Consider the following 24,705-nt stretch of genomic DNA (forward strand, 5'->3'; position numbering starts at 1 on the left):
CCTAGTTTATAGATTACCTATAAGGATTTGAAACGGACTTGGGTTAAAAAATCTTGTACTCATTTTCCTGTTTATAGATTACCTATAAGGATTTGAAACTTTGAAGAAGAAAAGCCGATAAGAGCTTACAAAAGGTTTATAGATTACCTATAAGGATTTGAAACTGACAGAGGTTAATTGCCTTCTTCAAATTAATGTGGTTTATAGATTACCTATAAGGATTAAAAAACAAGCGAATGTGAATGTCATGAATTCTACGAACAATGTTTATAAATTCTGACAAGACTTTGACAAAATAAGCCATTATGATGTACAATAATAGAAGTCAAACTACGATAAGAACAGGAGGAAATGATATGAAAAATGGGATGAGAAAAGTATTGGCAGCCTTTTTGATTACTGCGCTGTTATTGCCATTACTTACCTCGGTAGGTTCCATAACTGTTAAGGCAGCAGCTGCACCATCTCTGTCGACTAAGCAGAGATCTTTGGTAGGGGTTGGTTCCACGTTTACCTTAACCGTTAAAAATCTGGATAATACAAAAGTAAAAACAAAAAAATGGTCTTCATCTAACAGTAAAATTGCAACTGTAAATCCTAAAACAGGCTATGTAACAGCAGTAGCCAAGGGAACAACCAATATAAATCTTAAGATAACCTATAAGAATAAGAAGACTGCAACCTTAAAATGCAAGGTTACTGTTATGATACCTGCAACAAAGATTGAGGTTAACAATGCAACGGATACACCTGACAATAATAGCAGGCATCTGCTGCAGGTTGGGCAGCAGTATGACTTCAATGTTACTTTAACGCCCAAGAATGCCAGTGATATTGTTACATACAGCGTTGACAATACCAGTGTTGCGACAGTGGACCAGAATGGTGTGGTAACTGCCGTCAGTCCCGGAATTACCATACTGAATGCAACTGCTTCTTTAACGGCAGCAGGAGCATCTAAAAGTTATATTAATGACAGAGTAATTATTGAAGTAGCAGCAAAATCAGCGAATGTTTTATCTGCTGTAATAACAGATAACTCCACATTGACCATTACCTTTGACAGTGCAGTTGATGCTGCAACAGTATTTGATAAGGATAATAAGCTGCTAAACGTGGTAGAGATTACACCAAAGGACACAAACGGCAATATAGCAAGTGCTGTGGGAACCTTAACGGGAACTCTGTCATCGGATGCCAAAGTCTTAACGGTGAAGACAACGAAGATATTTAACGGCAGCTATGCTATCCATGTATCCTCGAGTATAAAGTCTACAGCCGGAATAGGGCTGCAGAACTACTATACAGACATCACTTATAAAGATACGACAGCACCTTATTTTACAGGATATACCGTAGATGATACGGGCTTGAAAGTTTCCATTAACTTCTCAGAGGCTATGGATTTCTCCGGCTTAAGTATTGTAGATGCCAAATTAAATACTACTTCAACGGCCACACAGGCACTGCCGGCAACCCTTGCTCTTTTAAAAGGAAAGGCTAATTACAAGCCAAGCGCAGATTATAAGTCACTTATAATTGATATGTCGAGTATTGCTGATTACGATAAGAACAAAGAATTTACGGTAGTAATGTCAGGCATTAAGGATTTAGCCGGTAATTATCCTGCTGTTGGTTTTAACGTTTCTACCCTTGTTAAAACAGATACAAGCTATAAGCCGCAGGCAGTTTTAATCAACCTTGAAAGAACGGGCTATAATACATTAACTGCTACCTTCAGCAGAAACATCCGTATACCTGGAATTGTTCTCTTAACCAACGGAGAGTATATTACCAACGGTACTGTGGATGTAAAGGATCCGAAGAAAGTTAACTATATTATTTCTTCCACTTCCGCCCTCCTTAACGGTATTCAAAAGGTAAATATCGGTATGTGGGAAAGCTATAATGTAAATCCTTCCGATACTACCGGTGATATCTTCATAACCCGTGATGTAAACTTTACCATTACCAGCGCGAGGCCAACCATCAGTGAGTTTAAGCTTAGGATGGAGACCAACAACGGTACGGATACTTATATGCTGCAATTAACCTACAACAAGGATGTTACTCTAATGTCCCAGGCCGGTAATCTTGTAGCAACTAGAATTTATACATCCAATAATGACACTATCAGTGGCAGGAATATAGCCTATACTGCAGTTGCCCAGGGTAATGTCGTGACTGTAGTATTGAATTCCACTCAGTTTAATGAAGCAGGGCAGTATACCATAGCAATTCCTTCCGGTTTTGTTAAGGATGAGTACTATAATACCAATGCAGACGAGAGCATTCAGGTGACAAAGACAGCTACCGCTTCCTCAGTTCTTCCTGCGCCTAAGAGCGTTACCCAGTCACCGGTTAATCCCAGTGTTCTTTATGTAGTCTTTGCGGATAAGGTGGATGAGGTAAGTGCACAGACGGTGGGAAATTATTCCATACCGGGAGTATCAATCATAAAGGCGGAACTTACCAGCAATAGCAATACAGGTGCAACTATTACCTTAACTGTGGCAGCGGGAAGTATAATTTATAGTACGAAGTATCCGATAACGATAATGAACATTACAGGTTATAACAATACCTACACATCTATGGCAGTCTATAAAGATATGATAGATCTCATGGAGAATGCAGGGCCGGTTCTTAACGGAGTATCCTATAATTCTAATACAATAACATTGACTTTCAGTGAGAATGTCAAGGGTAATCCAAGCTTTACGGCAATACAAAGCGGTACTACTACAGGTGATTTAATATACTCCAGTTCCATTACGGATAATAAGGTTGTAATTTTATTAAAAACAACACCTACAAAAGGTTTGCCGATTACACTTAAGACTACGGTAACCAATTCCATAACGGATGTTTCCGGTAATGCGGCTTCACTGGGTGATATAACATTGACACCAACCTATTAAAATAACCAAAGAAGTATAAATTAATAATGAAAGCCTCTGCAAGTGACACTTGCAGAGGCTTTTTGTTTGGCAAAAAGCTTTTGTTTCACAAAGAAATGTGTTTGTTTTGCATATGAAATTTTTTCTGTTTCATAGTGAAATGTTTTTCTCTTCACATAGCCCCTTTACGAGCTTATGGTTTTGTTTTATAATAGTTGAGGTATAGAAACCTGCAGTGGAGGAATTTGTCAGTGAAGAATGTCAGTAATAAACTTATTATGTCAGTCAGCCGCCTACTGTTTGCGTTATATCTGATCTTACTGGCATATTTTTTGTTTTTTAGTGAGCATTACGGAAGAACAATTTCAACCGGTGAATATAGATATAATTTGACACTGTTTAAAGAAGTAAGGCGTTTTATCGAATACAGAAATATCATTGGTCCCGAAGGCTTTATTGTAAATATATTCGGAAATATACTGGCTTTTGCACCTTTTGGTTTTGTACTTCCTATCATAAGTCCGGATAACAGAAAGCTTTTGAATATAACACTTCTAAGTTTTGAATTCAGCTTAACAATTGAATTGCTGCAGCTTATCTTTAAAGTAGGAATTTTTGATGTGGATGATCTTTTCATGAACACATTAGGAGGTCTTATCGGAGGCTTGTGTTTTATTTTTGCAAGAAAAATGTTAAGGTCGATTAGAAAAGGGAGAAGATAACGGATTATAGGGGTGATTTATGTTTAAGAAAAGAAAAGAGGTCTACAAATTCACAGGAAGAAGCCATTCAGTAAAAGGCATTATCTCGGCAGTGATCGGCTGTATCAGTATCCTTAGCCTGCTTGTGCTTTTTATCCTTTCAGGTATTTATAAAGGGAATGGTCCCATTGCCTTAGGAGCTGCGGGAATGCTGGTATTCCTTTTAACTGTTACAGGATTTGTCTTAGGAGTCAAGGCATGTATGGAAAAGGAGATTTACTACACAGCGCCGATTGCGGGTATGGCAGTAAATGGTATTCTTTCGATTACATTATTTATACTTTATGTAATGGGAATGTTTGTATAATATATGGTTTAGGATGGAGGGCAAGAACTTGAAATACAGGGAACTTATGAAGGAAGAAAATGATGCTATCAGAGAGCGTTATGAGTTAGCCTTAGAACGCATTAAAAGCATTAAAGAAGAGGACAGCGTAAAAGGAGCCTGCAGGGATTATTTTATAAGAACAGCGGCTTTTATAGAAAAGGCAGCGGCATTTCTTTCCCTTGTGGAAAAGGACTCCTTAAAGGATTTGACAATAGAAAAGCTTTCCGGTATTAACCGGGAACTTTATGAGGATATACTGCCGGAAAATTATGAAGAATCTTATGCCAATCCCACCTATGCGGTATTGAAACTTGGGAAAAAATATGGCAGGCTTCTAAGCTATCTCTATGCGGAAATCAGAGGAATGATTGTGTATGCGGCAGAATGCAGGCTGTTTTCCATGACTATTTATCTGGAACTGTTTATTGAGATTTATAATTATTTTGAAGAGGAAGATGAGTATACCTTTAAGGATGTTAAGAGGGCAATCTATGATTTTAACATGGATTATTGCAGTGATATTATAGAATACCGTACCAGGGAGCTGCTTGACGAGGAGCTTTCTCTGGCTGCGGATATCATTGAAGGATGGGACTTAACGGATTTAAGGTATCTTTACCAGTTTGGGGAATATATCGGAGAGAATGAGAAAAGGATTGCTATGTTCCTCAATAGCTTGCCCGAAGACGAGATAAAGGCAATGGCATTTACCTATACGGATGGTTACTACAGAGGTTTTCTGGCGGCAAATATTGACCTGACAAAGAAAAAGACCGTAAATATCCGTTATAATATCGGCTTTGAGCGAATGGTAAAATATGCTGTCCGTAATTTTGCCGAGATGGGTCTTAAACCGGTTATCTACCGTACGACAGTAGACAGCATGAATAAAAAGCAGCATTTAAGGCTTGGTTACCATTCCTGCGGTCCTAATTACCAATACGATTATGACCACCGTTTTGATATTGGGCTTTACATGGATAAGGCCTTTCATGAGCGCAGGCTGCAGGCATATAAGGCGGCCTTTGAAAAATATAAGGAAAAGGCGGCTCTTTATGCAGGACCTGCTCTGATACAGGTATTTGGCGAAAAGAACTTTGCACCACAGGCAAAGGAAGAAGCAGTCAAGCTTGATAAGAGGCAGCAGAAGCTTTCCATAGCCTTTCAACGGGATTCCAATATGATATATTACCAGTATATCAAGGGAGATGAGACAAGCTTTACCATCATTGCATACCCGATTACAGAGATTGGTGGCAGATTTGAGGAAATCTTTCGGGAGACGGTTAAGGTCAATACCCTGGATAACGATACCTATAAAGGTATCCAGCAAAAAATCATCGATTGCCTGGATAAGGGAGAATACGTAAGAGTAAAAGGCGGCGGCAATAACCGTACGGATTTGAAAGTTATGCTCTATGAATTACAGAATCCGGAAAAAGAAACCATCTTTGAGAATTGCACAGCAGATGTTAACATCCCGGTAGGAGAGGTATTTACTTCACCAAAGTTAACCGGCACAAATGGTACCTTGAATGTATCAAGGATATTTTTAAACGGGCTGGAATATGTGGACCTTTCCATTACTTTTATGAACGGTATGATTACCGGTTATGGCTGCGGCAATTTCACATCGGAAGAAGAAAATAAACGCTACATGAAGGAGAATATCCTGTATAATCAGGATACATTGCCTATCGGTGAGTTTGCAATCGGCACCAATACCACAGCCTATGTAATGGCTGGCAAATACGGTATCTGGGATAAGCTTCCCATTCTGATAGCAGAAAAGACAGGTCCCCATTTTGCCGTAGGTGATACCTGCTATAAGATGAGTGAAGAACTTGATTTATTTAATCCGGATGGTAAGAAGATTGTGGCAAAGGATAATGAAGTATCCATTCTTCGAAAGACCGAGATAGAAAAGGCTTATTTTAACTGCCACACCGATATTACAATACCTTATGACGAATTGGCAGAAATAACAGTGGTTGAGAAGAGCGGAAAAGAAACGGTAATTATAAGAAACGGCAGATTTGTACTTGCGGGCACGGAAGTTTTAAATGAGGCATTCAGTTAGCACAAAGTAAAAGGGTATCCAAAGTATTACACTCAATTATATCAATTAGCAAAATCCCTCGGGTTATCCCGGGGGATTTTGCTATACTTATAGAAGCTATAATCTTTATCTCCTGATATGGTAATATAATCAGATTTTATTATAATTTTTTAGAGCCGGTAATATTATGATTATATATAATATATTATCAATATTTCGTAAGGAATAATCAAAATAGCTGATTTTTTGCTGTATATTTAAAATGATGAAATCAAAAAGGGGATTGTGTGTGGGGAATGATAGGAAGAAAGTACTGGTAATTGGAGCTAATAGTTATATTGGTAAGAAGTTCTATGAATATGTATATTCACTCAATGAAAAATTAATTGATGTAGATATGGTAAGTGCAACAGATGGATCATGGGAAAAGGTGGATTTTTCTTTATATGATTCGGTGTTACATTTATCTGCAATTGTATATAGAAAAGAAAAAGAGAATCTGAAAGACCTCTATGAAAATGTAAATCATAAACTGCCTGTAAGAATTGCACATAAAGCTAAAAACAATCATGTGAAACAGTTTATATTTATGAGTTCTGCAGCTGTATATGGTGATATTAATGGCTGTATAACGAAAGAGACTATTCCGGAGCCCTCAACACTTTATGGAAAGACAAAACTGGCTGCCGAAGATGATCTATTAAAATTAGAAAACACAGATTTTAAAATTGTAATTATCCGTTCACCTATGGTGTATGGTGAAGGGTGTAAGGGAAATTACCGGAAACTTAGTAAAATAGCAAAGTTTACACCTATATTCCCTGATTATCATAACAAAAGAAGCATGATTCATGTAGATAGATTAAGCTTTCATATAGTGGAACTGATTTTAAATGAAGAGCAGGGGTGCTATTTTCCGCAGGATGAAAATTATGCGGATATTTGTGAATTGGTAGTCTGTATCAGGAAGAAAAGTGGTAAGAAAACTTATCTTACAAAGTTTTTTAATCCTTTGATAAATCATTTAAAGAAGAGATTTAATGTACTTGATAAAATATTTGGCGATATGTATTATTACGATTAGCCTAGTTACATACTATTCCTAATAGCAGGATTGTGTTCAAAGTAATTGGTTTTTACTATTCAAGATTAGTTTGTGATTTTGTGTAGAGTTTATCATCTTTAAAAATGATAACTGCATTTGAGATACCGTCTTTTCCGTACCAAACATATTCCGCTGATTTGGTATCACTAACATCAGAAGCAGGTGAAACCGTTCCTTCTGTTCCAATTATTTTAACAGCATCAGCATAACTTATTCCGTCATTAAGTGAATTATATTTACTTAATGTAATGTATGTACTGCCTGTATCACTGGAAGTATCATTTGGCATGATGACAGCTTGTTCACTTCCAGTCACCTTTATCTTACATGTAAAAGTCTTATTCTTATAAACACCGGTTATAGTTGCAGTACCTTTTGTTTTAGCTGTTACCTTTCCAGTATTGCTTACCGCAGCAACTTTTTTGTTACTGCTTTTCCAATTAATCTTAGCTTTAATAGGTTCATTATACTTTAAGATTTCCAAAACAATTGTCTCTTTTGGAAAAAGAGCGTAATTATCCGAGCTTATTTCATATACGGTTGATGCACTTACCTTTATAGGCAGTATCATAACCAATGTTAATAGCAGAGCAATCAATTTTTTCACAAAAACACCCCCTTAATAGATTTATTATATCATAAATATACAAAATTGTCACAGAATTCTATTAAGCAGTCAGGTATCATTGCAGCAGTACTCCGATATTTAAGTATGTAAATGAAACACTTCATTTATTAATGTAATATGTAACTTCTTAATCATATTTTAAATTGTTTATTTAGAAATAATAAGATATAATAGGGATAGTTATATGACAAAAATATAGCGGAGGGTACCATGGATAGAAGAAATTTCTCGGATTTAGGTGAAGAAATCAGGGATATAGTCCAGAATGCAGTAAATACGAAGGACTTTCATCAATTAAATAGAGATATCGGCAATACCGTAAGAGGGGCCCTGGATGAGGTACGGAATTCCCTTGGGACAGGCTATGGCAGATACAGAGAGGATAATCCCGGTGATAACTGGAGTCAGAATAACAGCAGCAGAGACGGCGATTTTCAAAGAGGCAGCGATCATCAAAGTGATAGAGGTTATCAAAGAGACAGAGAACGTCAAAGAGACAGGGATTATCAGCGCCACCGTAATTTCGAAAGAGAGAGGCAGTACAGCCAGGGTGCAGCACAGGCGGATAATCAGCAAAGAAGTCCGCAAGCACAGACTTCTGTCTCTAAAAATGTCCTGAATCAGAAGGCATTTCCCAGTGAACCGGTTGGCCGGGTATCGGGAGTGTTGTTTACGGTATTTGGAAGCATTGGTATGGGGACATTCGGCATTGGAGCCTTTGTTTTAGCGATGATTGGCCAACTGACCGGAAGATGGGGATTGTTTGGAAGTATAGCAATTGGTCTGTTACCTTTCTTTGGAGTTAGCTGCTGTATGGCAGCAAGAGGCGGCAGTATACGAAAGCGTTTGCAAAGATTCCGCCGCTATATCGGATTATTTCAGGGAAGGACTTACTATTCCATAAAGGAACTGGCGGCTGGAATAGGCCAGAGCCATAAATACGTGTTAAAGGATTTACGCCGTATGATATCCATTGGCATGTTTCCGGAAGGGCGTATTGATGAACAGGAAACCTGTCTGATGCTTAACAGAGAAAGCTATAGCCAATACCTGGAGCTGCAGAAGAATATCCGTATACAGGCAGCAGGTGGTGCCGTGAAGGAAATTAAGAAAGAAAACCAGGAAGCACCAAAGGCCTCTGCTGATGCAGAAGCTAACCAGCAGGTAAGAAAGGCTATAGAAGCAGGAAGGATATGCATTCAGCAGATAAGGGAAGCCAATGAAGCTATACCGGGAGAGGAAATATCAAGAAAATTAGACCGCCTGGAAGATGTTATCGGAAAGATTTTTAATTATATTGAACAGCATCCGGACCAGTTGGAGGACATTCAGAAATTTATGGAGTATTATCTTCCTACTACCTTAAAGTTAGTAAATGCGTACAGGGAATTTGAAAAGCAATCCATACAGGGCGAGAACATTACAGCGGCAAAGAAGGAGATAGAAGAAACACTGGACACTATCAATCTTGCCTTTGAGAATTTATTGGACAGCCTCTTTGTAGATGTTGCAATGGATGTATCCAGTGATATATCCGTTTTAGAAACCTTGCTTGCACAGGAAGGTCTGACACAGAAGGATTTTGTATCAAATGAATGAATGGGAGGAGAAACAAATGAATCAGGAAGCACCAACCTTAACCTTTGAGCCGTTCGAGGAAGCAGCCGTAGAACAGACATTTCCAAAGACAGCAGAAGAAAAGCAGGAACCGGCAGTATTTGACGAGAGCAGCCTTTCATTGGAAGAGAAAAAGATGGTGGAGGATTTCGCCGGTAAAATCGATTTAAGCAAATCCAATCTGGTACTGCAATATGGTACCGGAGCCCAGAAAAAGATTGCGGATTTTTCAGAATCTGCACTTAATAATGTTAAGACAAAGGACTTGGAAGAAATCGGTGAGATGCTTTCAGGAGTTGTACTGGAATTAAAGAACTTTGATGCTGATAACGAGGAAAAAGGCTTTTTAGGACTCTTTAAAAAAGGTGCCAATAAAATCAATGCTATGAAGGTTAAATACGATAAGGCAGAAGTAAATATCAATAAAATCTGCAAAGTATTGGAAGAACACCAGATTCAGCTCCTAAAAGATATTTCTATGTTAGATAAAATGTACGAGCTTAATAAGACTTATTTTAAAGAGCTTTCCATGTATATTCTTGCAGGAAAAAAGAAGCTGGTACAATCACAGAACGAAGAATTGCCAAAGCTTATCGATAAGTCCAACAAAAGCGGTCTTCCGGAAGACGCACAGGCTGTAAATGACTTTGTTGCCATCATCAACCGCTTTGAAAAGAAGATTCATGACCTGGAATTAACGAGGATGATTTCCATTCAGATGGCTCCCCAGATACGTCTGGTTCAGGGGAATGATACTCTGATGACTGAAAAAATACAATCCACTCTTGTAAATACAATTCCCCTCTGGAAGAGCCAGATGGTGCTTGCCCTTGGAGTGGCTCATTCCGGACAGGCAGCCAAAGCTCAGAGAGAGGTTACCGATATGACCAATGAGCTGTTAAGGAAAAATGCTGAAACTCTTAAAATGGCCACCATTGAGACCGCAAAGGAGTCAGAACGCGGTATCGTAGACATCGAAACTCTCCGCATTACCAATGCTTCCTTAATCTCAACACTGGATGAGGTATTGCGTATCCAGACAGAGGGACGCCAGAAGAGAAAAGAGGCAGAGGTTGAGTTAAACCGTATAGAAGGGGAACTTAAGAAAAAGTTGCTGGAACTTAGAGGTTAAGAGACTATAGAAGTAGTGAAAAGGGACTGTTGCAAGAGTATGCGACAGCCCCTTTTATTCTGGCAGTAGTCTGTTTGGACATTTCATTGGAGAGGAACCGGTTATTCTCCCAACCCGGATTCGATGACACTGATTGCTGCTTTTAATGCATCCTGTTCATCTTCACCGCTGCATTCTACTGTGATTTCAGCGCCGTTTTTGATACATGCCGCAATAACATTCATTACACTTTTGGCGTTAACCTTTTTTTCGTTGAATACGAGATTTACATCAGAAGCATATTTTTTTAATTCCTTTACAAGAATGCCTGCCGGCCTCATATGAAGTCCCTGTTCATTTTTTATTGTTATTGTCTGTGATACCATATTTTCTCCTTTATGCCGATTGAATCAGCTCCTTTTCTTACTCGGTTACCGGCTTTTTCAGGGCTGCCAGTATAAGGGCACCGACTGCCGAACCGATTAACAGGGCAACAATATAACCGCCTACGTTACCTACGGTGGGGAATACAAAGATACCGCCGTGAGGTGCTCTTAAGGTACAATGCATTGCCATGGAAATGCCTCCGGCCACAGCAGAACCTATAATGCAGGAGGGAATTACCCTTAAGGGATCTCCGGCTGCAAAGGGGATTGCACCTTCCGAGATGAAGCATAAGCCCATAATATAGTTGACCATAGCAGATTCCCTTTGCTCTTTTGTAAAGCGGTTCTTAAAGAAAGTAGCGCAGAGTGCTATAACAAGGGGAGGAACCATACCGCCTACCATAACCGCTGCCATAATATCAAAACCGCTGCTTGCTAAAGAGGCAGTACCGAATACATAGGCTGCTTTATTGACAGGACCGCCCATATCAACGGACATCATGCCCCCAAGGACACAGCCAAGTAAGATTTTGCTTGTGGAACCCATGTTATTCAGAGTATCTGTAAGGCTTGTGTTGATTATACCAATAAAAGGATTTACCGCGCACATAAAGATACCGATAAGCAGGATACCTCCCAGAGGATAAATCAAAACCGGTTTGATTCCTTCCAGACTTCTTGGAAGTTTACTAAATAGTTTCTTTAAGATATTTACAAGGAAGCCGGCAGCAAAACCTGCCAGTAAAGCGCCTAAAAATCCCGCGGATACTCCGGTTGGTTCGGTTAGGGTCATACCGGCCTTGGCAATGGCACCGCCGACAAAACCGACGGCCAATGCCGGTCTGTCAGCAATACTCATGGCGATGTAACCTGCCAGTACCGGAAGCATGAATTCAAAGGCTGTCTTGCCGACTCTCATAAAGAAAGCGGCTAACGGGGTGTTAGAACCGAAATTGGCAGGGTCAATGGAATATTTATCGAAAAGAAATGCCAGGGCTATCAGAATACCACCACCGATAACAAAGGGAAGCATATGGGAAATACCATTCATCAGGTGTTTGTAAACCTTGCGTCCTGCACTTTCTGTATCGGTTTCAAAAGTTTTGTCTGTTCCGCCTGCATGATGGTAGACTGGGACATCTCCGCTAATTAGCCTGTCGATTAATTCCTGGGGTTTATGGATACCGTCAGAAACCTTTGTTTTTAATACTTTCTTACCGTCGAAACGGGCCATCTCCACATTTTTGTCAGCTGCTATAATAATGCCGTCGGCCTCTTTAATCTCCTGGGGGGTCAGAACATTCTTTGCACCGCCGGAGCCGTTGGTTTCAGCCTTTAAAGGATATCCCATTTCTTTGCCCTTCTTTTCCAGGGCTTCCGCCGCCATGTAAGTATGTGCGATTCCGGTGGGGCAGGCGGTAACGGCTAAAATCCGGTAACTTATCTTTACAGGTTCATTTTTGATATCCGGTGTTTTTTTAAATTCTTCGCTGAATTTTTCTCTTTCTGCCATATCAATAATATGGAGAAAAGCATCCGCATCCTTTGCTGCAAGAAGGTCCTTACGGAAGGTCTCATCCATGAGCAGAACCGAAAGTCTTGATAAAACTTCAAGATGCAAATCTCCTCCCTTTTCGGGAACGGCAATCATAAAGAACAGGTTGGAGGGTTCGCCGTCCAGGGAATCGTAATCAACACCCTCCGGCACCGTCATGGCGGCAAGACCGGCTTTTACCACTGACTTGTTCTTGGAATGGGGGATTGCAATTCCGTCTGCAATAGCAGTAGAGCCGCTTTCCTCTCTGGAAAGAATACCCCTTTTAAATTCCTCCTTATCCGAGATGTTTCCGGCTTTGTCTTGCAGATCTACCAGGCGGTCGACAGCTGCATCTTTGGTTTCTGCCTTTACGTTTAAGGCAATTCCCTCTTTTTGTAAAAGCTCCGTAATCCTCATAATTTGCATCTCCTTTATATAGTTTTTAATAACTGTTCTACTGCTTCCAGTGTTGCCAGGCCTTCGGAAAATGCTGTTGCAGAGCCTGCTGCCGTCCCCATTTTTAAAGCTTTTTCATAATCCTTCTCTTTTAAATAACTCGCTAAAAATCCTGCTACCATGGAATCTCCGGCACCTACGGAATTCTTTACGGTACCTTTTGCTACTCCGATGGTAAATTCCTGCCCTGTTTCTGTAATCAGGACAGCGCCGTCACCTGCCATAGAAATCAGGACATTTCTGGCACCCAATTCCTGCAGTTTTTTAGCGTATGTGATAATATCCTCTATGGTATTTAGTGCTGTATGAAAGATTTCTCCCAGTTCCTGTTTGTTGGGTTTTATCAAAAACGGATGGTATTTTAAGACATTTTTCAGTAAATTCCCGGTAGCATCCACTACCACTTCAATTTTTTTTTCCTGCAGGGAAGCTATGATGGATTCATAGACATCAGAGGGCAGGGTGGATGGAATATTGCCGGCCAATACAAGTACATCACCATCCTGAATGTAGTTAAGCTTTTCAAATAAAAGTTTTAGCTCTTCTTCCTCAACTTCGGGGCCCCTTCCGTTGATTTCCGTTTCTTTCCCGGATTTGATTTTAACGTTTATTCTTGAAATGCCATTGTGCAGTGTAATAAAATCTGTCCTGATACCGGCCCTTTGCAGACCATCTTCAATGGCCTTTCCTGTAAAGCCTGCAATAAAGCCCAGAGCGACACTTTCAATGCCCAGATTTTTTAATACCGTTGATACATTGATGCCCTTTCCTCCGAAATAAACAGCTTCCGAGTTACAGCGGTTGACCATATTTAACTTTAATTCCTCCATATGAACTACATAATCAATTGCGGGATTAAAGGTTACGGTATATATCATTTCATGACCTCCTTTATCACTGTAACATCCCGGTATTTCGGCTTTTCCAGTCTGTCCGTTATAATACAGGCTTTATCGATGTCTGCAAAAGTGACTGCCGTTACTTTGTCGAATTTAGTATGGTCTGCAAGGACAAAAGCCATGTAACTCCGGTTTACGGCCTCCATTTTAACCATGGCCTCTTCCACATCTACGGTTGTAAAACCAAAATTTTCATGAATACCATTGGTACCAAGAAAACTCTTGGTAAAATTGTATTTTTTCATGTTATTAACGGCCTCTGTACCAATAATAGCCTCCGTTACGGGCTTTACCTGTCCGCCGATAATATAAGTCTTAAGTCCTCTGGCAATGAGTTTCTTGGCATGCACGATACCGTTGGTTACAAAGATTGTTTTGGTATTTCCCAAGTATTCAATCAAATGCTCCGTGGAGGTTCCGGCATCAATATAAATGAAATCATCATCCTAGATAGTACCTGCGGCATATCTTGCAATGGCCATTTTTTCTTCCACATTAAGTAATGTTTTAGTCGGTACATCCGCTTCCGATGTAATGTATTCCTGTTCAAGCAGGGTAGCACCTCCGTGAACCTTTCTTAATTTTCCCATCTCATCCAGACTTATTAAATCCCTTCGTATGGTAGATTCGGAAGCTCCCAATAAATCGGTAAGTTCACTTACCGTAACAATGCTCTTTTTTTGCAAAATATCTAAAATAGAAGAATATCTTTCCAAAGTTAACATTTCAATTCCTCCTTATGGAAATATAATATCATCAAAAACGGTCATTGTCAATTAAAATAATTCAAAAACAATCAAAAACGTTCATATGTTGTTCGATATAATGAAATATGACTGTAATCAGTCAATAATATTCAAGGAATATATGGAATATATTTTTGAAGTCAAAGGAAAACAGAGAAGATGGATTTATATGTTTTACTTCATAATAAAAGGTTTATATTAATTGTGTTAATAAATACAATAAGAAATTAATAACAGGAAACCATAAGACAAAAGAGCACAGCTATGATAAAATGTAGAAAGAAAAATAAAACAACAGCAAATCAGCAACCAAATAAACCTAAGAATAAATGGAAAGTAAGAAAGTGAGGATTTGACATGGCAGCAAAAGTCGGAATTGTAATGGGCAGTGATTCGGATCTGGAAATTATGAGCAAGGCAGCACAAGTGCTGGATGTATTAAAAGTCGAGTATGATATTACGGTTATATCCGCTCACAGAATGCCGGATGTATTTTACGATTATGCCAAATCAGCAGAGGAAAAAGGTTATAAGGTTATCATAGCGGGAGCCGGCGGCGCAGCTCATCTTCCCGGCATGACAGCAGCCATCTTTTCCTTACCGGTTATTGGAGTACCCATTATGACAAAGGCTTTAGGCGGCGTGGATTCTCTCTATTCCATCGTACAGATGCCTGCCGGAATTCCCGTAGCAACCGTTGCCATTAACGGTGCCCAAAATGCAGGTATACTGGCAGCAAAGATATTAGCAGCCTCTGATGAAGAGCTTTTAGAGCGTATCAAAGAATATGCAAAGAGCTTAAAGGAAAGTGTTGCGGCAAAATCGGAAAAGCTTTCAAAAATCGGCTATCAGGCATATCTGAAAGAAAAATAACGAATATAGACAGGTTGAAGGAAAATAGAAGAGAGAGGAAGCCACATACGGATTCCTTCAGCCTTTTGTGGCAGCCGCTTTAAATTGGCGGTGAATCAGGTGTACATGTATGGATTATAAGAATGCCGGTGTGGATATTGAAGCTGGATATAAGGCCGTAGAATTGATGAAAAAGCACATAGACAGGACCATGAGAAAGGAAGTATTGACCGGTATTGGCGGTTTTTCCGGTGCGTTTTCCTTAAAAAGCTTTATGCATATGGAGGAACCTACCCTGGTTTCGGGCACCGACGGAGTGGGAACCAAGCTTAAAATTGCGTTTCTGTTAGACAAGCACGATACCATTGGTATTGACTGTGTTGCCATGTGCGTAAATGATATTGCCTGTGCAGGCGGTGAGCCTTTGTTCTTTTTGGATTATGTTGCCTGCGGCAAAAATGATCCTGAAAAAATAGCGGCAATTGTAAGCGGTGTAGCCGAAGGCTGCAGGCAGGCAGGAGCAGCGTTAATCGGCGGTGAGACAGCAGAAATGCCAGGCTTCTATCCGGTGGATGAATACGACCTGGCGGGCTTTGCTGTCGGTATCGTAGACCGTAAGGATATGATAGACGGAAAGAGCTTAAAAGCAGGAGATGTACTTATCGGGCTGGCTTCTTCGGGTATCCACAGCAATGGCTATTCTCTTGTCAGAAAGGTCTTTACCATGAAGGAAGAAGCTTTAAATACACACTATGAGGCACTTGGTACTACCTTAGGCGAAGCCCTGTTGACACCGACACGTATTTACGTAAAGGCACTGGCGGCTCTTAAGGACGGCAAGGTAGCAGTGAAGGCATGTTCTCATATAACAGGCGGAGGATTCTATGAGAATATTCCCAGGATGCTAAAGGAAGGCATCCGTGCTTATGTGAAGAAAGACAGCTATCCGGTGCCTCCGATTTTCTCCATGCTTGCAAAGGACGGTTCCATTGAAGAAAAGATTATGTATAATACTTATAACATGGGCATTGGTATGTTGATAGCTGTTAACAAAGAAGATACCGATAAGGCTTTAAGCTTGTTAAGGGAGACAGGTGAAACACCTTATATCATCGGAGAAATTAAAGAAGGGGACAAAGGAGTAACCTTATGCTAAATTTAGGGATACTGGTTTCGGGTGGCGGTACGAATCTTCAGGCCATTATTGACAGTATTAAGGACGGCAGGATAACAAATGCCAGGATAAATGTTGTGATTAGCAATAAGGATGAAGCGTATGCGCTTACCCGTGCCAGAGAGAATCATATCCATGCAGAGGTTGTATCACCAAAGAAGTATCCTGACAGAGAGGCCTTTCATCAGGCACTCCTTGAGAAGCTGCAGGAATATGGAGTGAATTTTATTGTACTGGCAGGATACCTGGTTGTAGTACCGCCAACCATCATCAAGCATTATGCCGGCAGAATCATAAATATTCATCCTTCTTTGATACCCTCTTTTTGCGGAAGCGGCTATTATGGACTAAAAGTACACGAGGCAGCCATTGGCAGGGGAGTAAAGCTCACCGGAGCAACCGTTCATTTTGTAGATGAAGGAACCGACACGGGTCCGATTATTCTTCAAAAAGCGGTAGAGGTATTGGAAAGTGATACGCCGGAAATCCTGCAAAAAAGGGTGATGGAGGAAGCAGAGTGGGATATTCTTCCGAAAGCCATCAATTTGATTGCCAATAGCCGGATAATATTAAAAGACGGTCGTGTGAGATTATCTGATGAGCAGCTGTATTCAGAAAGGATTTAAGGTGTAGGGAATGAAAGTATTAATAATCGGAGGCGGCGGCAGAGAACATGCCCTGGCTTATAAAATCGCACAAAGCAAAAAGGTAAATGCTCTTTACTGTGCACCGGGAAATGCAGGTATTGAAGAGTATGCAGTTTCGGTACCCATTGGAGTAATGGAATTTGACAGGCTTGCAGATTTTGCGGTAAAGGAAGGAATTGATTTAACTGTTGTGGGACCTGATGATCCATTAGTTGGTGGAATTGTTGACGTATTTCTTGAAAGGGGGCTAAGAGTATTTGGCCCTAAGAAGGATGCAGCTATCATAGAAGGTTCCAAGGCATTCTCAAAAGAACTAATGAAGAAATACAACATTCCTGCCGCTGCATCGGAAACCTTTCATACAGCAAAAGCTGCCTATTCCTATCTTGAAACCTGTCCTTATCCCGTAGTGTTAAAAGCAGACGGACTTGCCCTTGGAAAAGGAGTCTTGATATGCAATACCCCGGAGGAAGCACAGAATGGGGTTAAGCTTATTATGGAAGATAAACAGTTCGGCCATGCCGGGGATGTTCTTGTTATTGAAGAATTCATGACAGGGAGAGAAGTGTCCATACTTGCATTTTGCGACGGAACGGACATAGCTGTTATGACAAGTGCTCAGGATCATAAGCGGGCTCTTGACGGTGACCAGGGCCTTAATACAGGAGGAATGGGGACATTCTCCCCCAGTCCTTTCTATACGGAAGAAATCAATAGTTACTGTATGGAACATATCTATAAGCCCACTATGGCTGCTATGAAAAAAGAAGGCAGGAGTTTCACCGGTATACTTTTCGTCGGTTTAATGCTAACCCAAGAAGGGCCTAAGGTGCTTGAATACAATGCCAGATTTGGGGACCCTGAAACACAGGTAGTGCTGCCAAGATTGAAAAATGATATTGTCGAGGTCTTTGAAAGCTGTATTGACGGACGCCTTTCTGATATAAAGCTGGAATTTGAGGACAATGCAGCAGTTTGTGTTGTGCTGGCATCCAAAGGATATCCGCTTTCCTATGAAAAGGGTTATATCATTGAAGGATTGGATAAAGCGAAGGAAAAAGATGGTGTTTTCGTGTTCCATGCCGGGACCAGAAAAGAAAACGGAAATACCGTAACTGCCGGAGGGCGTGTTCTGGGTGTTACGGCAACAGGCAGTACGTTAAAAGAAGCCAGGGAAAATGCTTACAAAGCAGCAGAGAGAGTGAGCTTTTCGAATAAATACAATAGAAGTGATATCGGAAAAGCAATAGATGAAATTGTATGAAATAGAAGGTGATTTTACTTATAGAAAGAAAGGGCTATTTTGCAGCAGTCCTTTCTTTTTTTGTGTCAATAACCCTAAAGTAAAAGAATAATTTGGCAATGTCACAGAAGTGCCATAAGTATTTTGTACAATTGTGTACAATTAAGGGACAAGCTGGAACGACTTTTTTGAAAAAGAAAGGGAATTGTGATGAAAAGAAATAACTGCCAAAGAATTCTGGGACTATTGTTATGTTTCATTGTCTTTACCATACAGGTACTGCCGCCAAATGCTTTGAAAGTACAAGCGAAAAGTGAGGGGGTTGTGACTGCCACCAGTTTATATATCCGCTCCGGTCCGGGGACAAGCTATGATGCCGTGAAAGTCAAGGGAAGCAATGCTTATATAAAACAAGGCGAAACAGTTACTCTGTTAAAGAAAGTGGGTGACTGGTACCTTATTACTTTCACTTATAGCGGATCAGAGGTAGAAGGCTATATATTAGGTACTTATGTTAAGAAAAACAATACTGCGTCCACTCCAACGCCAACGCCGACGAAAGCACCGGCTGCTACGCCCACACCTTCAGACGGCAGCAGCACATCCTCCGGTAAAGAGGCCTATAAAATCAGTGCAGCTATAACGGCGACGAATGTTAACATTAGAAGTACAGCCAGTACAAGCGCTAAAAAACTTATTGCCTTAAGTAAGCCTCAAAAGGTAACCATAACAAATGAAGTAATTAAAAGTTCACAGAAATGGTATAGAATAACTTATACGGTAAACAAGAAAACTTCCGCCGGCTATGTTCTTAGCGACTATGTTAAACTTAACGTTACTGCGGCTGTAAACGGTACGGTTTCGAAAGCTGTAAAACTGAAGAAGCTGGCTTCTGATAGTGCCGCCTATATAACGGACAGTAAAAAAAATATCATATCTGCTGCTGCCAAGGCTTCTGTTTCTATTCTTTCAGAAACCACAGACGGAAAGGGAAAGAAGTGGTTTAAGATCGTTTATAAAAAAGGAAATACGAAGTATACAGGCTATGCTCCTGCAAATCAGATATCATTTGCAAGTAAGGCTGTAACACCGACAGCTACTCCAACACCGACAGCTGCCCCCACGCCTGCGCCAACCAAAACCCCGACCCCGACGGTTAAGCCCACGCCTACACCAACTGTCAAACCTACCCCCACCCCGACGGTTACACCAACGCCCACACCTACTCCGACAACAGGCGCTGGAATGGAAGGAATCGTGCAATTTGCCGGAACGGTGTATGTATATGTTAATATAGCCGTAAGTCAGGACTTTTTGCTGACAACTGCCTATGCTCCTGTTACTCTTACTACGAATGAAAAAGTCACGATATTAAATACAGTAGTTCAGGATTCTGTTTCCTGGTATTATGTAAGCTTTACAAAAGGCGGGAAGGAAGCAAGAGGATATATACAGGCATCCTTTGTAGCGAAAGGGACCGGTGGTTTTGTGGATAGTACTGTTATGGACTTCTTAAATAATCCTGCCACAACCCCTGCCTTGACGCCTACTCCCACCCCAACCTCCGGAACTGGTACCGGTAATATTGATTTTGAAAGCTATTTAACTGCCCAGGGTTTCCCGGAGAGCTATAAGGCAAGTCTTAGGCTGCTTCACCAGGCACATCCTTCCTGGGTGTTTAATGCATATCAGACAGGAATTGACTGGCAGACAGCAATTGCAAAAGAGAGTTCTCTGGGTGTGAACCTGGTCACCAAAAATAAAAGCTATGAATGGCTATCCTTTGGAACAGGGGCATATAATTGGGCGAAAGATTCTTTTATACCCTTTGACGGGTCAACCTGGGTTACGCCTTCCACGGATGGGTTAAAATATTATATGGATCCCAGAAACTTTTTGACGGAAAAAGGAATTTTCCAGTTTGAAACCCTTACATATAACAGTCAATACCAGAATGCGACAGGTGTTGAAAGCATCCTTTATAACACACCTCTTTACAATGCTTCCTATACCTATACGGATAATACCGGTGTTGCTTTGACAAAAACCTATTCTGAGACTTTTATGGCTGCGGCCTTGTATTCAGGTGTAAGTCCGTATCATCTTGCCAGTCGTTCCAAGCAGGAGGTAGTAACTGGTACTACAAGCTTAAGCAATAGTGTAAGCGGTAAGGTATCGGGCTATGAAGGCTTATATAATTTCTTTAATATCGGAGCTTATAACAGCACTTCCTCCGGCGGAGCTGTCATTAATGGTTTAAAATATGCCAGGAATGGAGTTACAAGCAGCAGCTTAAACAGCCAATACCTTATACCTTGGGATAGTCCCTATGACGCCATTGTCGGCGGAGCATACATAATCGGCAGTACATATATTAAGAGAGGACAGGATACAATATATCTTCAGAAATTTAATATGACCACTACGTCCACCTTCTCACACCAGTATATGTCTAATATTGAAGCACCTAATTCGGAGGCTTCAAAAACCTATGCTGCTTACAGCAATATGAGTACTATGCCGTTAGTCTTTTCCATACCGGTATATTTAAACATGCCGGCTACAAACTGCCCCATACCGGCAAAGGCTTATAATCCTAACAATTGGCTGAAATCGCTTTCCATAGATGGATATACCCTGTCACCTACCTTTGATTTAACGAAAGACCAGCAATATTCCTTAATTGTGCCCAATAAGGTTGCTTCAATTAATGTATCGGCAGCGGCAGTCAGCACAGCAGCGACAGTCCAGGGGACCGGAAGTATATTGCTGAATGAAGGAATGAATATGGTAACGGTAACGGTTACAGCCCAAAACGGAAATATAAGAAACTATGTCATCAATGTTTATAGAGAAGCTGCGGTAGTGCAGTAAGTGAACGGAACACGGAAGGAGATGACCGGATTGAGAAATAAATATAAAATTGTATTCAGGTTATTATTGCTTTTTGTTTTGCCTTTCTTAACCTTTAGGATATGTGAGGCAGCAAGCGCCAACATAGATATAACAGCCAAGGATAAGACAGTAAAAAAAGGAGATACGGTAATTGTGAGTATTTACCTGACTTCTGATGATCTCATAGGAGATTTTGAAGGGTATTTATCATATAATGCTGATATATTGGAATTTGATAATGACGGAGGAGTTGCGGCCGGAGGAGAAGGTCTGGTAAAAATAACGGATACCAATGTGCCGCAGGGAGATACGGAAAGAAAATACGCACTGAAATTCCATACACTTGACTATGGGGAAGCAGTTCTGTCTCTTACAGATGAGACTGGTGTGTACGCTTTTGATACCGGAGATAATATGTCGGTTTCCCGGAACCAGTTGAAAATAGAAGTTGTATCGGATAAATCTGTTTCTGATAATACAAACTTAAAAGAGCTTAAGATAACTCCCGGAACACTTTCAAAGGAATTTTCAAAGGAAAATACAAGCTATCAGGTAACGGTAGGTTTGGATATAAATCAATTGGTAATCAGTGCTTTAGCAGAGGATGACAAGGCCACTGTGTCCATAACGGGAAATAAAGATTTTAAAACAGGGCATAATACAGTTGAAATCAGCGTGAAGGCGCAATCCGGAAAAGTCAGGACCTATACAATAGATGTATTAAAGGAAGAGGCAAGCGAAGAGACAGGGGAAGAGAATCCCGGCCAGGATAAGGGAGAGGTTGTTGACAGTACGGCAATCGGTAAATTACAGCTTGAGAAGGAAGCTGATAATACTTACCTTACCGGTGGTTTCTATCTGCATCTTCTTACACCCGGTGAGGATGTGACAATACCGGAGGGTTATGAAAAAACTTCTCTTATAGTAGATGGTACGGCAATCACGGTATATGCAAATACCTTGGATTTAGACAGTGATTTCCTTTTGGTATATGGTGAGAACAAAAGCGGGTTAAAAGGCTTCTATCAGCTGGACAGAAGAGAAAATACCGTTCAGCGGTTCAATCCCGTGTCAGTAAAAGAGGGAGAAAAGTTAGTGATACCCAAAAATGCCAGAAATATAGAACACTATCAGAATCAGATTGTGATTCTTGGGATAGTGGCAGCTGTCCTGTTAGGAATCTGCAGTGCTTTAGCAATCGGTATAATCAGAATGGTTTTAAAAAATAAGAATACGGAAGACTAATTGAAAAAAACTTGACTTTAGGCTTATATTTGTTATACTAAAGGTATAACAAATATAACGCGGGTTTCAGGAGGTGGTAATTTGATAGTGACTATTGATTTTAATAGTGATGAAGCTTTCTATGTCCAGCTGTGTAATCAGATTATATTTGGTATAGCCAATGCAGAGTTCAGAGAAGGTGACAATCTGCCTTCTGTCCGTGATTTAGCAGAAGATATTGGTATTAACATGCATACTGTTAATAAAGCATATACTATTTTAAGGCAGCAGGGGTATGTTAAGCTGGACCGCAGAAAAGGTGCGGTAATCGCCGTAAGTGCCGATAAATATAAGGCCATGGAGGAACTGGCAAATGAGATGCGGGTGCTTCTTGCTAAAGCAGTTTGCAAGAATATCAGCAGTGAAGAAGTCCATGAAATCGTAGAGCAAATATTTTGTGATTTCTGTTCCGTTGACAGAGAAAAGTAAAGCCCGTAACTGAAATCACATCCGGATGGGAGGATGTAGCTATGTTGTGTGATAAATGCAAAAAAAATGAAGCCAAAGTTTATTATACGGAAATCATAAATGGAGAAAAGAAAGAACAGCATTTTTGTGAAGAATGTGCATTGGAATACACCTCTTTTTCCATGGGTTCAGGTATGCTTAGCCAGGAAATGACTCTTGGAAGCCTGTTATCCTCCATACTTGGGAACTATGCTTCTCCAGGTAACCTGCATGGAACAGAACAAACAGAAAAAGAACCTGTGTGCAAGGCTTGCGGAATGACCTATTCAGAATTCCTAAAGGAAGGGCGTTTCGGATGTGCGGAGTGCTATGATAGCTTTAAAAAGGGATTGGAAAAGAGCCTAAGAAACATTCAGGGTTCAGACACCCATACGGGTAAGAGGCCAAAAGGCTTTGAATCAGGAACTGAAAAGCTTGTAAAAGAGCTTCCAGAAATAGATAAACTTTCAATAAAGTTACAGGATGCAATTGAAAAAGAGGAATTTGAGGAGGCAGCCAGATTAAGGGATCGAATCCGTCAGTTAAAAAAGGAGGAGATAAACAATGCCTAAATGGTATAAAGAGACAGGTAAGAACAGTGATGTAGTGATTTCCAGCCGCATACGTCTGGCAAGAAATCTAAAAGAATATCCTTTTTCCTCCAAAATTACCAAGGAGCAGGCTTTAGAACTGGTAGAGAGATTGAAGGGTGCAACTCCCGTTCTGGAAGTGAAAGAGGAAAAGAAATATTTCAGCTGTAATGTAGATATCCTCTCAGATGCCGAAAAGACGGCTATGGTGGAGAGGCATATAATAAGTCCCCTGTTATTGGCCAGAGAGCAGAGCACCGGACTTATATTATCGGAAGATGAAAGAATCAGCATTATGCTGAATGAAGAGGACCATATTAGGATACAGTCGATTACCGGCGGAATGAATATCATGGGAGCATTTACAGAGGCTAATGCGGCAGACGATATTGCAAGTGAGCTCTTTGAATATGCCTATCATGAGAAATATGGCTATTTAACGTCCTGTCCGACCAATGTAGGGACGGGACTTAGAGCCTCCTATATGATGTTTTTGCCGGCACTTAATGTTACCGGTAAGATTACAAAGCTGGCAGAAGAACTGTCACAATACGGAATTGTCCTAAGGGGCACTTATGGGGAAGCCTCAAAAAGTGTCGGTAACCTCTATCAGATATCCAATCAGAAGACCCTTGGAAGTACTGAAAGGGAAATAATAGAAAGCCTTAACCGAATCGTAGAACAGGTGATGAAGCAGGAGCGCAGATATCGGGAGTATATTTTAACCCATAGTTATGATGAATTTGAAGATAAGGTTCACCGTTCCTATGGCGTATTAAAATATGCAAAGCAGTTATCTTCTGCCGATGCCATGACCCTGTTGTCACAGGTGAAATTAGGATTCGATCTGGAACTGCTTAACTTAAAGGAAGATTGTAATGTACATGAACTGATGATGGAAATTCAGCCCGGCAATTTGCAGTGCATATTGGATAAGAATATGGGCAGCGGACAAAGAGACCGGTTCCGGGCAGAATATATCAGGGAGAAGCTTCCCGATATGGTATAGATTAAGGAGATATTCGATTCATTTTTCAAAT

22 protein-coding genes are annotated in these 24,705 nt (G+C 40.5%); 16 read left to right on the top strand and 6 right to left on the bottom strand.

What is annotated here, in order from left to right; genetic code table 11:
• Positions 1-356: 356 nt before the first annotated feature.
• The 5 genes from BUF11_RS13880 (at position 357) to BUF11_RS13900 (ending at position 7,132) form a co-directional block, all read left to right on the top strand.
• Positions 357-2,921: an Ig-like domain-containing protein gene (locus BUF11_RS13880; protein ID WP_073589466.1), complete on the top strand. Its 2,565-nt coding sequence runs from the start codon at positions 357-359 to the stop codon at positions 2,919-2,921.
• Positions 2,922-3,151: 230 nt separating this feature from the next.
• Entirely contained in the window at positions 3,152-3,622 is a 471-nt protein-coding gene (locus tag BUF11_RS13885; RefSeq protein WP_330393886.1) for a VanZ family protein, read from the top strand.
• A gap of 19 nt (positions 3,623-3,641) precedes the next feature.
• Complete coding sequence (locus BUF11_RS13890; RefSeq protein ID WP_073589467.1) at positions 3,642-3,968, top strand: DUF6142 family protein; 327 nt, start codon at positions 3,642-3,644, stop codon at positions 3,966-3,968.
• Between the two features lie 46 nt (positions 3,969-4,014).
• Positions 4,015-6,069, top strand: coding sequence for an aminopeptidase (locus BUF11_RS13895; protein ID WP_073589659.1), 2,055 nt, complete (start codon positions 4,015-4,017; stop codon positions 6,067-6,069).
• 268 nt (positions 6,070-6,337) lie between these two features.
• On the top strand, positions 6,338-7,132 hold the full coding sequence (locus tag BUF11_RS13900) for an NAD-dependent epimerase/dehydratase family protein (RefSeq protein WP_073589468.1): 795 nt from the start codon (positions 6,338-6,340) through the stop codon (positions 7,130-7,132).
• Between the two features lie 55 nt (positions 7,133-7,187).
• Here BUF11_RS13900 and BUF11_RS13905 read toward each other — a convergent pair whose 3' ends face one another.
• Positions 7,188-7,760 carry an Ig-like domain-containing protein gene (locus BUF11_RS13905; protein WP_073589469.1) on the bottom strand — a complete coding sequence of 191 codons (573 nt, stop codon included), beginning with the start codon at positions 7,758-7,760 and terminating at the stop codon, positions 7,188-7,190.
• A gap of 231 nt (positions 7,761-7,991) precedes the next feature.
• Here BUF11_RS13905 and BUF11_RS13910 point away from each other — a divergent pair, with 231 nt between their 5' ends.
• Positions 7,992-9,380, top strand: a complete 1,389-nt coding sequence (locus tag BUF11_RS13910; protein ID WP_084558660.1) for a 5-bromo-4-chloroindolyl phosphate hydrolysis family protein — start codon at positions 7,992-7,994, stop codon at positions 9,378-9,380.
• A 16-nt stretch (positions 9,381-9,396) separates the two neighbouring features.
• On the top strand, positions 9,397-10,530 hold the full coding sequence (locus BUF11_RS13915; RefSeq protein ID WP_330393888.1) for a toxic anion resistance protein: 1,134 nt from the start codon (positions 9,397-9,399) through the stop codon (positions 10,528-10,530).
• Between the two features lie 101 nt (positions 10,531-10,631).
• Here the strand turns inward: BUF11_RS13915 and BUF11_RS13920 are convergent, their stop codons facing one another.
• From BUF11_RS13920 to BUF11_RS25055, 5 genes are read right to left on the bottom strand one after another with little or no spacing between them, the layout of a single operon-like run.
• A complete protein-coding gene (locus tag BUF11_RS13920; RefSeq protein ID WP_073589471.1) occupies positions 10,632-10,895 on the bottom strand; it encodes an HPr family phosphocarrier protein in 264 nt (87 codons plus the stop codon).
• Between the two features lie 37 nt (positions 10,896-10,932).
• The gene (locus BUF11_RS13925; protein WP_073589472.1) at positions 10,933-12,849 is read right to left on the bottom strand and encodes a PTS fructose transporter subunit IIABC; all 1,917 of its coding nucleotides are present in this window, start codon (positions 12,847-12,849) and stop codon (positions 10,933-10,935) included.
• A gap of 14 nt (positions 12,850-12,863) precedes the next feature.
• Positions 12,864-13,766: a 1-phosphofructokinase gene (gene pfkB, locus BUF11_RS13930; protein WP_073589473.1), complete on the bottom strand. Its 903-nt coding sequence runs from the start codon at positions 13,764-13,766 to the stop codon at positions 12,864-12,866.
• Entirely contained in the window at positions 13,763-14,221 is a 459-nt protein-coding gene (locus BUF11_RS25050) for a sugar phosphate isomerase family (protein WP_330393894.1), read from the bottom strand. The genes pfkB and BUF11_RS25050 overlap by 4 nt, the downstream gene beginning before the upstream one ends.
• A 12-nt stretch (positions 14,222-14,233) precedes the next feature.
• Positions 14,234-14,512 (bottom strand): DeoR family transcriptional regulator, encoded by a 279-nt coding sequence (locus tag BUF11_RS25055; RefSeq protein ID WP_330393889.1) that lies wholly within the window; start codon positions 14,510-14,512, stop codon positions 14,234-14,236.
• Positions 14,513-14,890: 378 nt separating this feature from the next.
• Here BUF11_RS25055 and purE point away from each other — a divergent pair, with 378 nt between their 5' ends.
• The 9 genes from purE to BUF11_RS13995 all read left to right on the top strand — a co-directional run bounded on the left by purE (position 14,891) and on the right by BUF11_RS13995 (position 24,674).
• Positions 14,891-15,406 (top strand): 5-(carboxyamino)imidazole ribonucleotide mutase, encoded by a 516-nt coding sequence (purE, locus tag BUF11_RS13940; protein WP_073589474.1) that lies wholly within the window; start codon positions 14,891-14,893, stop codon positions 15,404-15,406.
• Between the two features lie 109 nt (positions 15,407-15,515).
• A complete protein-coding gene (gene purM, locus BUF11_RS13945; RefSeq protein WP_073589475.1) occupies positions 15,516-16,541 on the top strand; it encodes a phosphoribosylformylglycinamidine cyclo-ligase in 1,026 nt (341 codons plus the stop codon).
• Positions 16,535-17,185: a phosphoribosylglycinamide formyltransferase gene (gene purN / locus BUF11_RS13950; protein ID WP_073589476.1), complete on the top strand. Its 651-nt coding sequence runs from the start codon at positions 16,535-16,537 to the stop codon at positions 17,183-17,185. Before purM ends, purN begins: the two co-directional genes overlap by 7 nt.
• 10 nt (positions 17,186-17,195) lie before the next feature.
• Positions 17,196-18,470: a phosphoribosylamine--glycine ligase gene (gene purD, locus BUF11_RS13955; RefSeq protein ID WP_073589477.1), complete on the top strand. Its 1,275-nt coding sequence runs from the start codon at positions 17,196-17,198 to the stop codon at positions 18,468-18,470.
• 189 nt (positions 18,471-18,659) lie between these two features.
• On the top strand, positions 18,660-21,323 hold the full coding sequence (locus BUF11_RS23805) for an SH3 domain-containing protein (RefSeq protein ID WP_084558661.1): 2,664 nt from the start codon (positions 18,660-18,662) through the stop codon (positions 21,321-21,323).
• Between the two features lie 30 nt (positions 21,324-21,353).
• Positions 21,354-22,589 (top strand): cadherin-like beta sandwich domain-containing protein, encoded by a 1,236-nt coding sequence (locus BUF11_RS13980; protein ID WP_073589478.1) that lies wholly within the window; start codon positions 21,354-21,356, stop codon positions 22,587-22,589.
• A gap of 81 nt (positions 22,590-22,670) precedes the next feature.
• On the top strand, positions 22,671-23,057 hold the full coding sequence (locus BUF11_RS13985; RefSeq protein ID WP_073589479.1) for a GntR family transcriptional regulator: 387 nt from the start codon (positions 22,671-22,673) through the stop codon (positions 23,055-23,057).
• Positions 23,058-23,098: 41 nt separating this feature from the next.
• A complete protein-coding gene (locus BUF11_RS13990; RefSeq protein ID WP_073589480.1) occupies positions 23,099-23,647 on the top strand; it encodes a UvrB/UvrC motif-containing protein in 549 nt (182 codons plus the stop codon).
• Positions 23,640-24,674 carry a protein arginine kinase gene (locus BUF11_RS13995; protein WP_073589481.1) on the top strand — a complete coding sequence of 345 codons (1,035 nt, stop codon included), beginning with the start codon at positions 23,640-23,642 and terminating at the stop codon, positions 24,672-24,674. The genes BUF11_RS13990 and BUF11_RS13995 overlap by 8 nt, the downstream gene beginning before the upstream one ends.
• Positions 24,675-24,705: the final 31 nt, after the last annotated feature.

It is taken from the genome of Anaerocolumna xylanovorans DSM 12503, assembly GCF_900143645.1.
In the GTDB taxonomy this organism is placed as follows: Bacteria; Bacillota; Clostridia; order Lachnospirales; family Lachnospiraceae; genus Anaerocolumna; species Anaerocolumna xylanovorans.

What these genes read in the sequence shown, in the direction of transcription:
- BUF11_RS13880 (WP_073589466.1), top strand. Translation starts at nt 357, where the DNA reads ATGAAAAATGGGATGAGAAAAGTATTGGCAGCCTTTTTGATTACTGCG.
- BUF11_RS13890 (WP_073589467.1), top strand. Translation starts at nt 3,642, where the DNA reads ATGTTTAAGAAAAGAAAAGAGGTCTACAAATTCACAGGAAGAAGCCAT.
- BUF11_RS13895 (WP_073589659.1), top strand. Translation starts at nt 4,015, where the DNA reads ATGAAGGAAGAAAATGATGCTATCAGAGAGCGTTATGAGTTAGCCTTA.
- BUF11_RS13910 (WP_084558660.1), top strand. Translation starts at nt 7,992, where the DNA reads ATGGATAGAAGAAATTTCTCGGATTTAGGTGAAGAAATCAGGGATATA.
- BUF11_RS13915 (WP_330393888.1), top strand. Translation starts at nt 9,397, where the DNA reads ATGAATCAGGAAGCACCAACCTTAACCTTTGAGCCGTTCGAGGAAGCA.
- BUF11_RS13920 (WP_073589471.1), bottom strand. Translation starts at nt 10,895, where the DNA reads ATGGTATCACAGACAATAACAATAAAAAATGAACAGGGACTTCATATG.
- BUF11_RS13925 (WP_073589472.1), bottom strand. Translation starts at nt 12,849, where the DNA reads ATGAGGATTACGGAGCTTTTACAAAAAGAGGGAATTGCCTTAAACGTA.
- pfkB (WP_073589473.1), bottom strand. Translation starts at nt 13,766, where the DNA reads ATGATATATACCGTAACCTTTAATCCCGCAATTGATTATGTAGTTCAT.
- BUF11_RS25055 (WP_330393889.1), bottom strand. Translation starts at nt 14,512, where the DNA reads ATGTTAACTTTGGAAAGATATTCTTCTATTTTAGATATTTTGCAAAAA.
- purE (WP_073589474.1), top strand. Translation starts at nt 14,891, where the DNA reads ATGGCAGCAAAAGTCGGAATTGTAATGGGCAGTGATTCGGATCTGGAA.
- purM (WP_073589475.1), top strand. Translation starts at nt 15,516, where the DNA reads ATGGATTATAAGAATGCCGGTGTGGATATTGAAGCTGGATATAAGGCC.
- purN (WP_073589476.1), top strand. Translation starts at nt 16,535, where the DNA reads ATGCTAAATTTAGGGATACTGGTTTCGGGTGGCGGTACGAATCTTCAG.
- purD (WP_073589477.1), top strand. Translation starts at nt 17,196, where the DNA reads ATGAAAGTATTAATAATCGGAGGCGGCGGCAGAGAACATGCCCTGGCT.
- BUF11_RS23805 (WP_084558661.1), top strand. Translation starts at nt 18,660, where the DNA reads ATGAAAAGAAATAACTGCCAAAGAATTCTGGGACTATTGTTATGTTTC.
- BUF11_RS13990 (WP_073589480.1), top strand. Translation starts at nt 23,099, where the DNA reads ATGTTGTGTGATAAATGCAAAAAAAATGAAGCCAAAGTTTATTATACG.
- BUF11_RS13995 (WP_073589481.1), top strand. Translation starts at nt 23,640, where the DNA reads ATGCCTAAATGGTATAAAGAGACAGGTAAGAACAGTGATGTAGTGATT.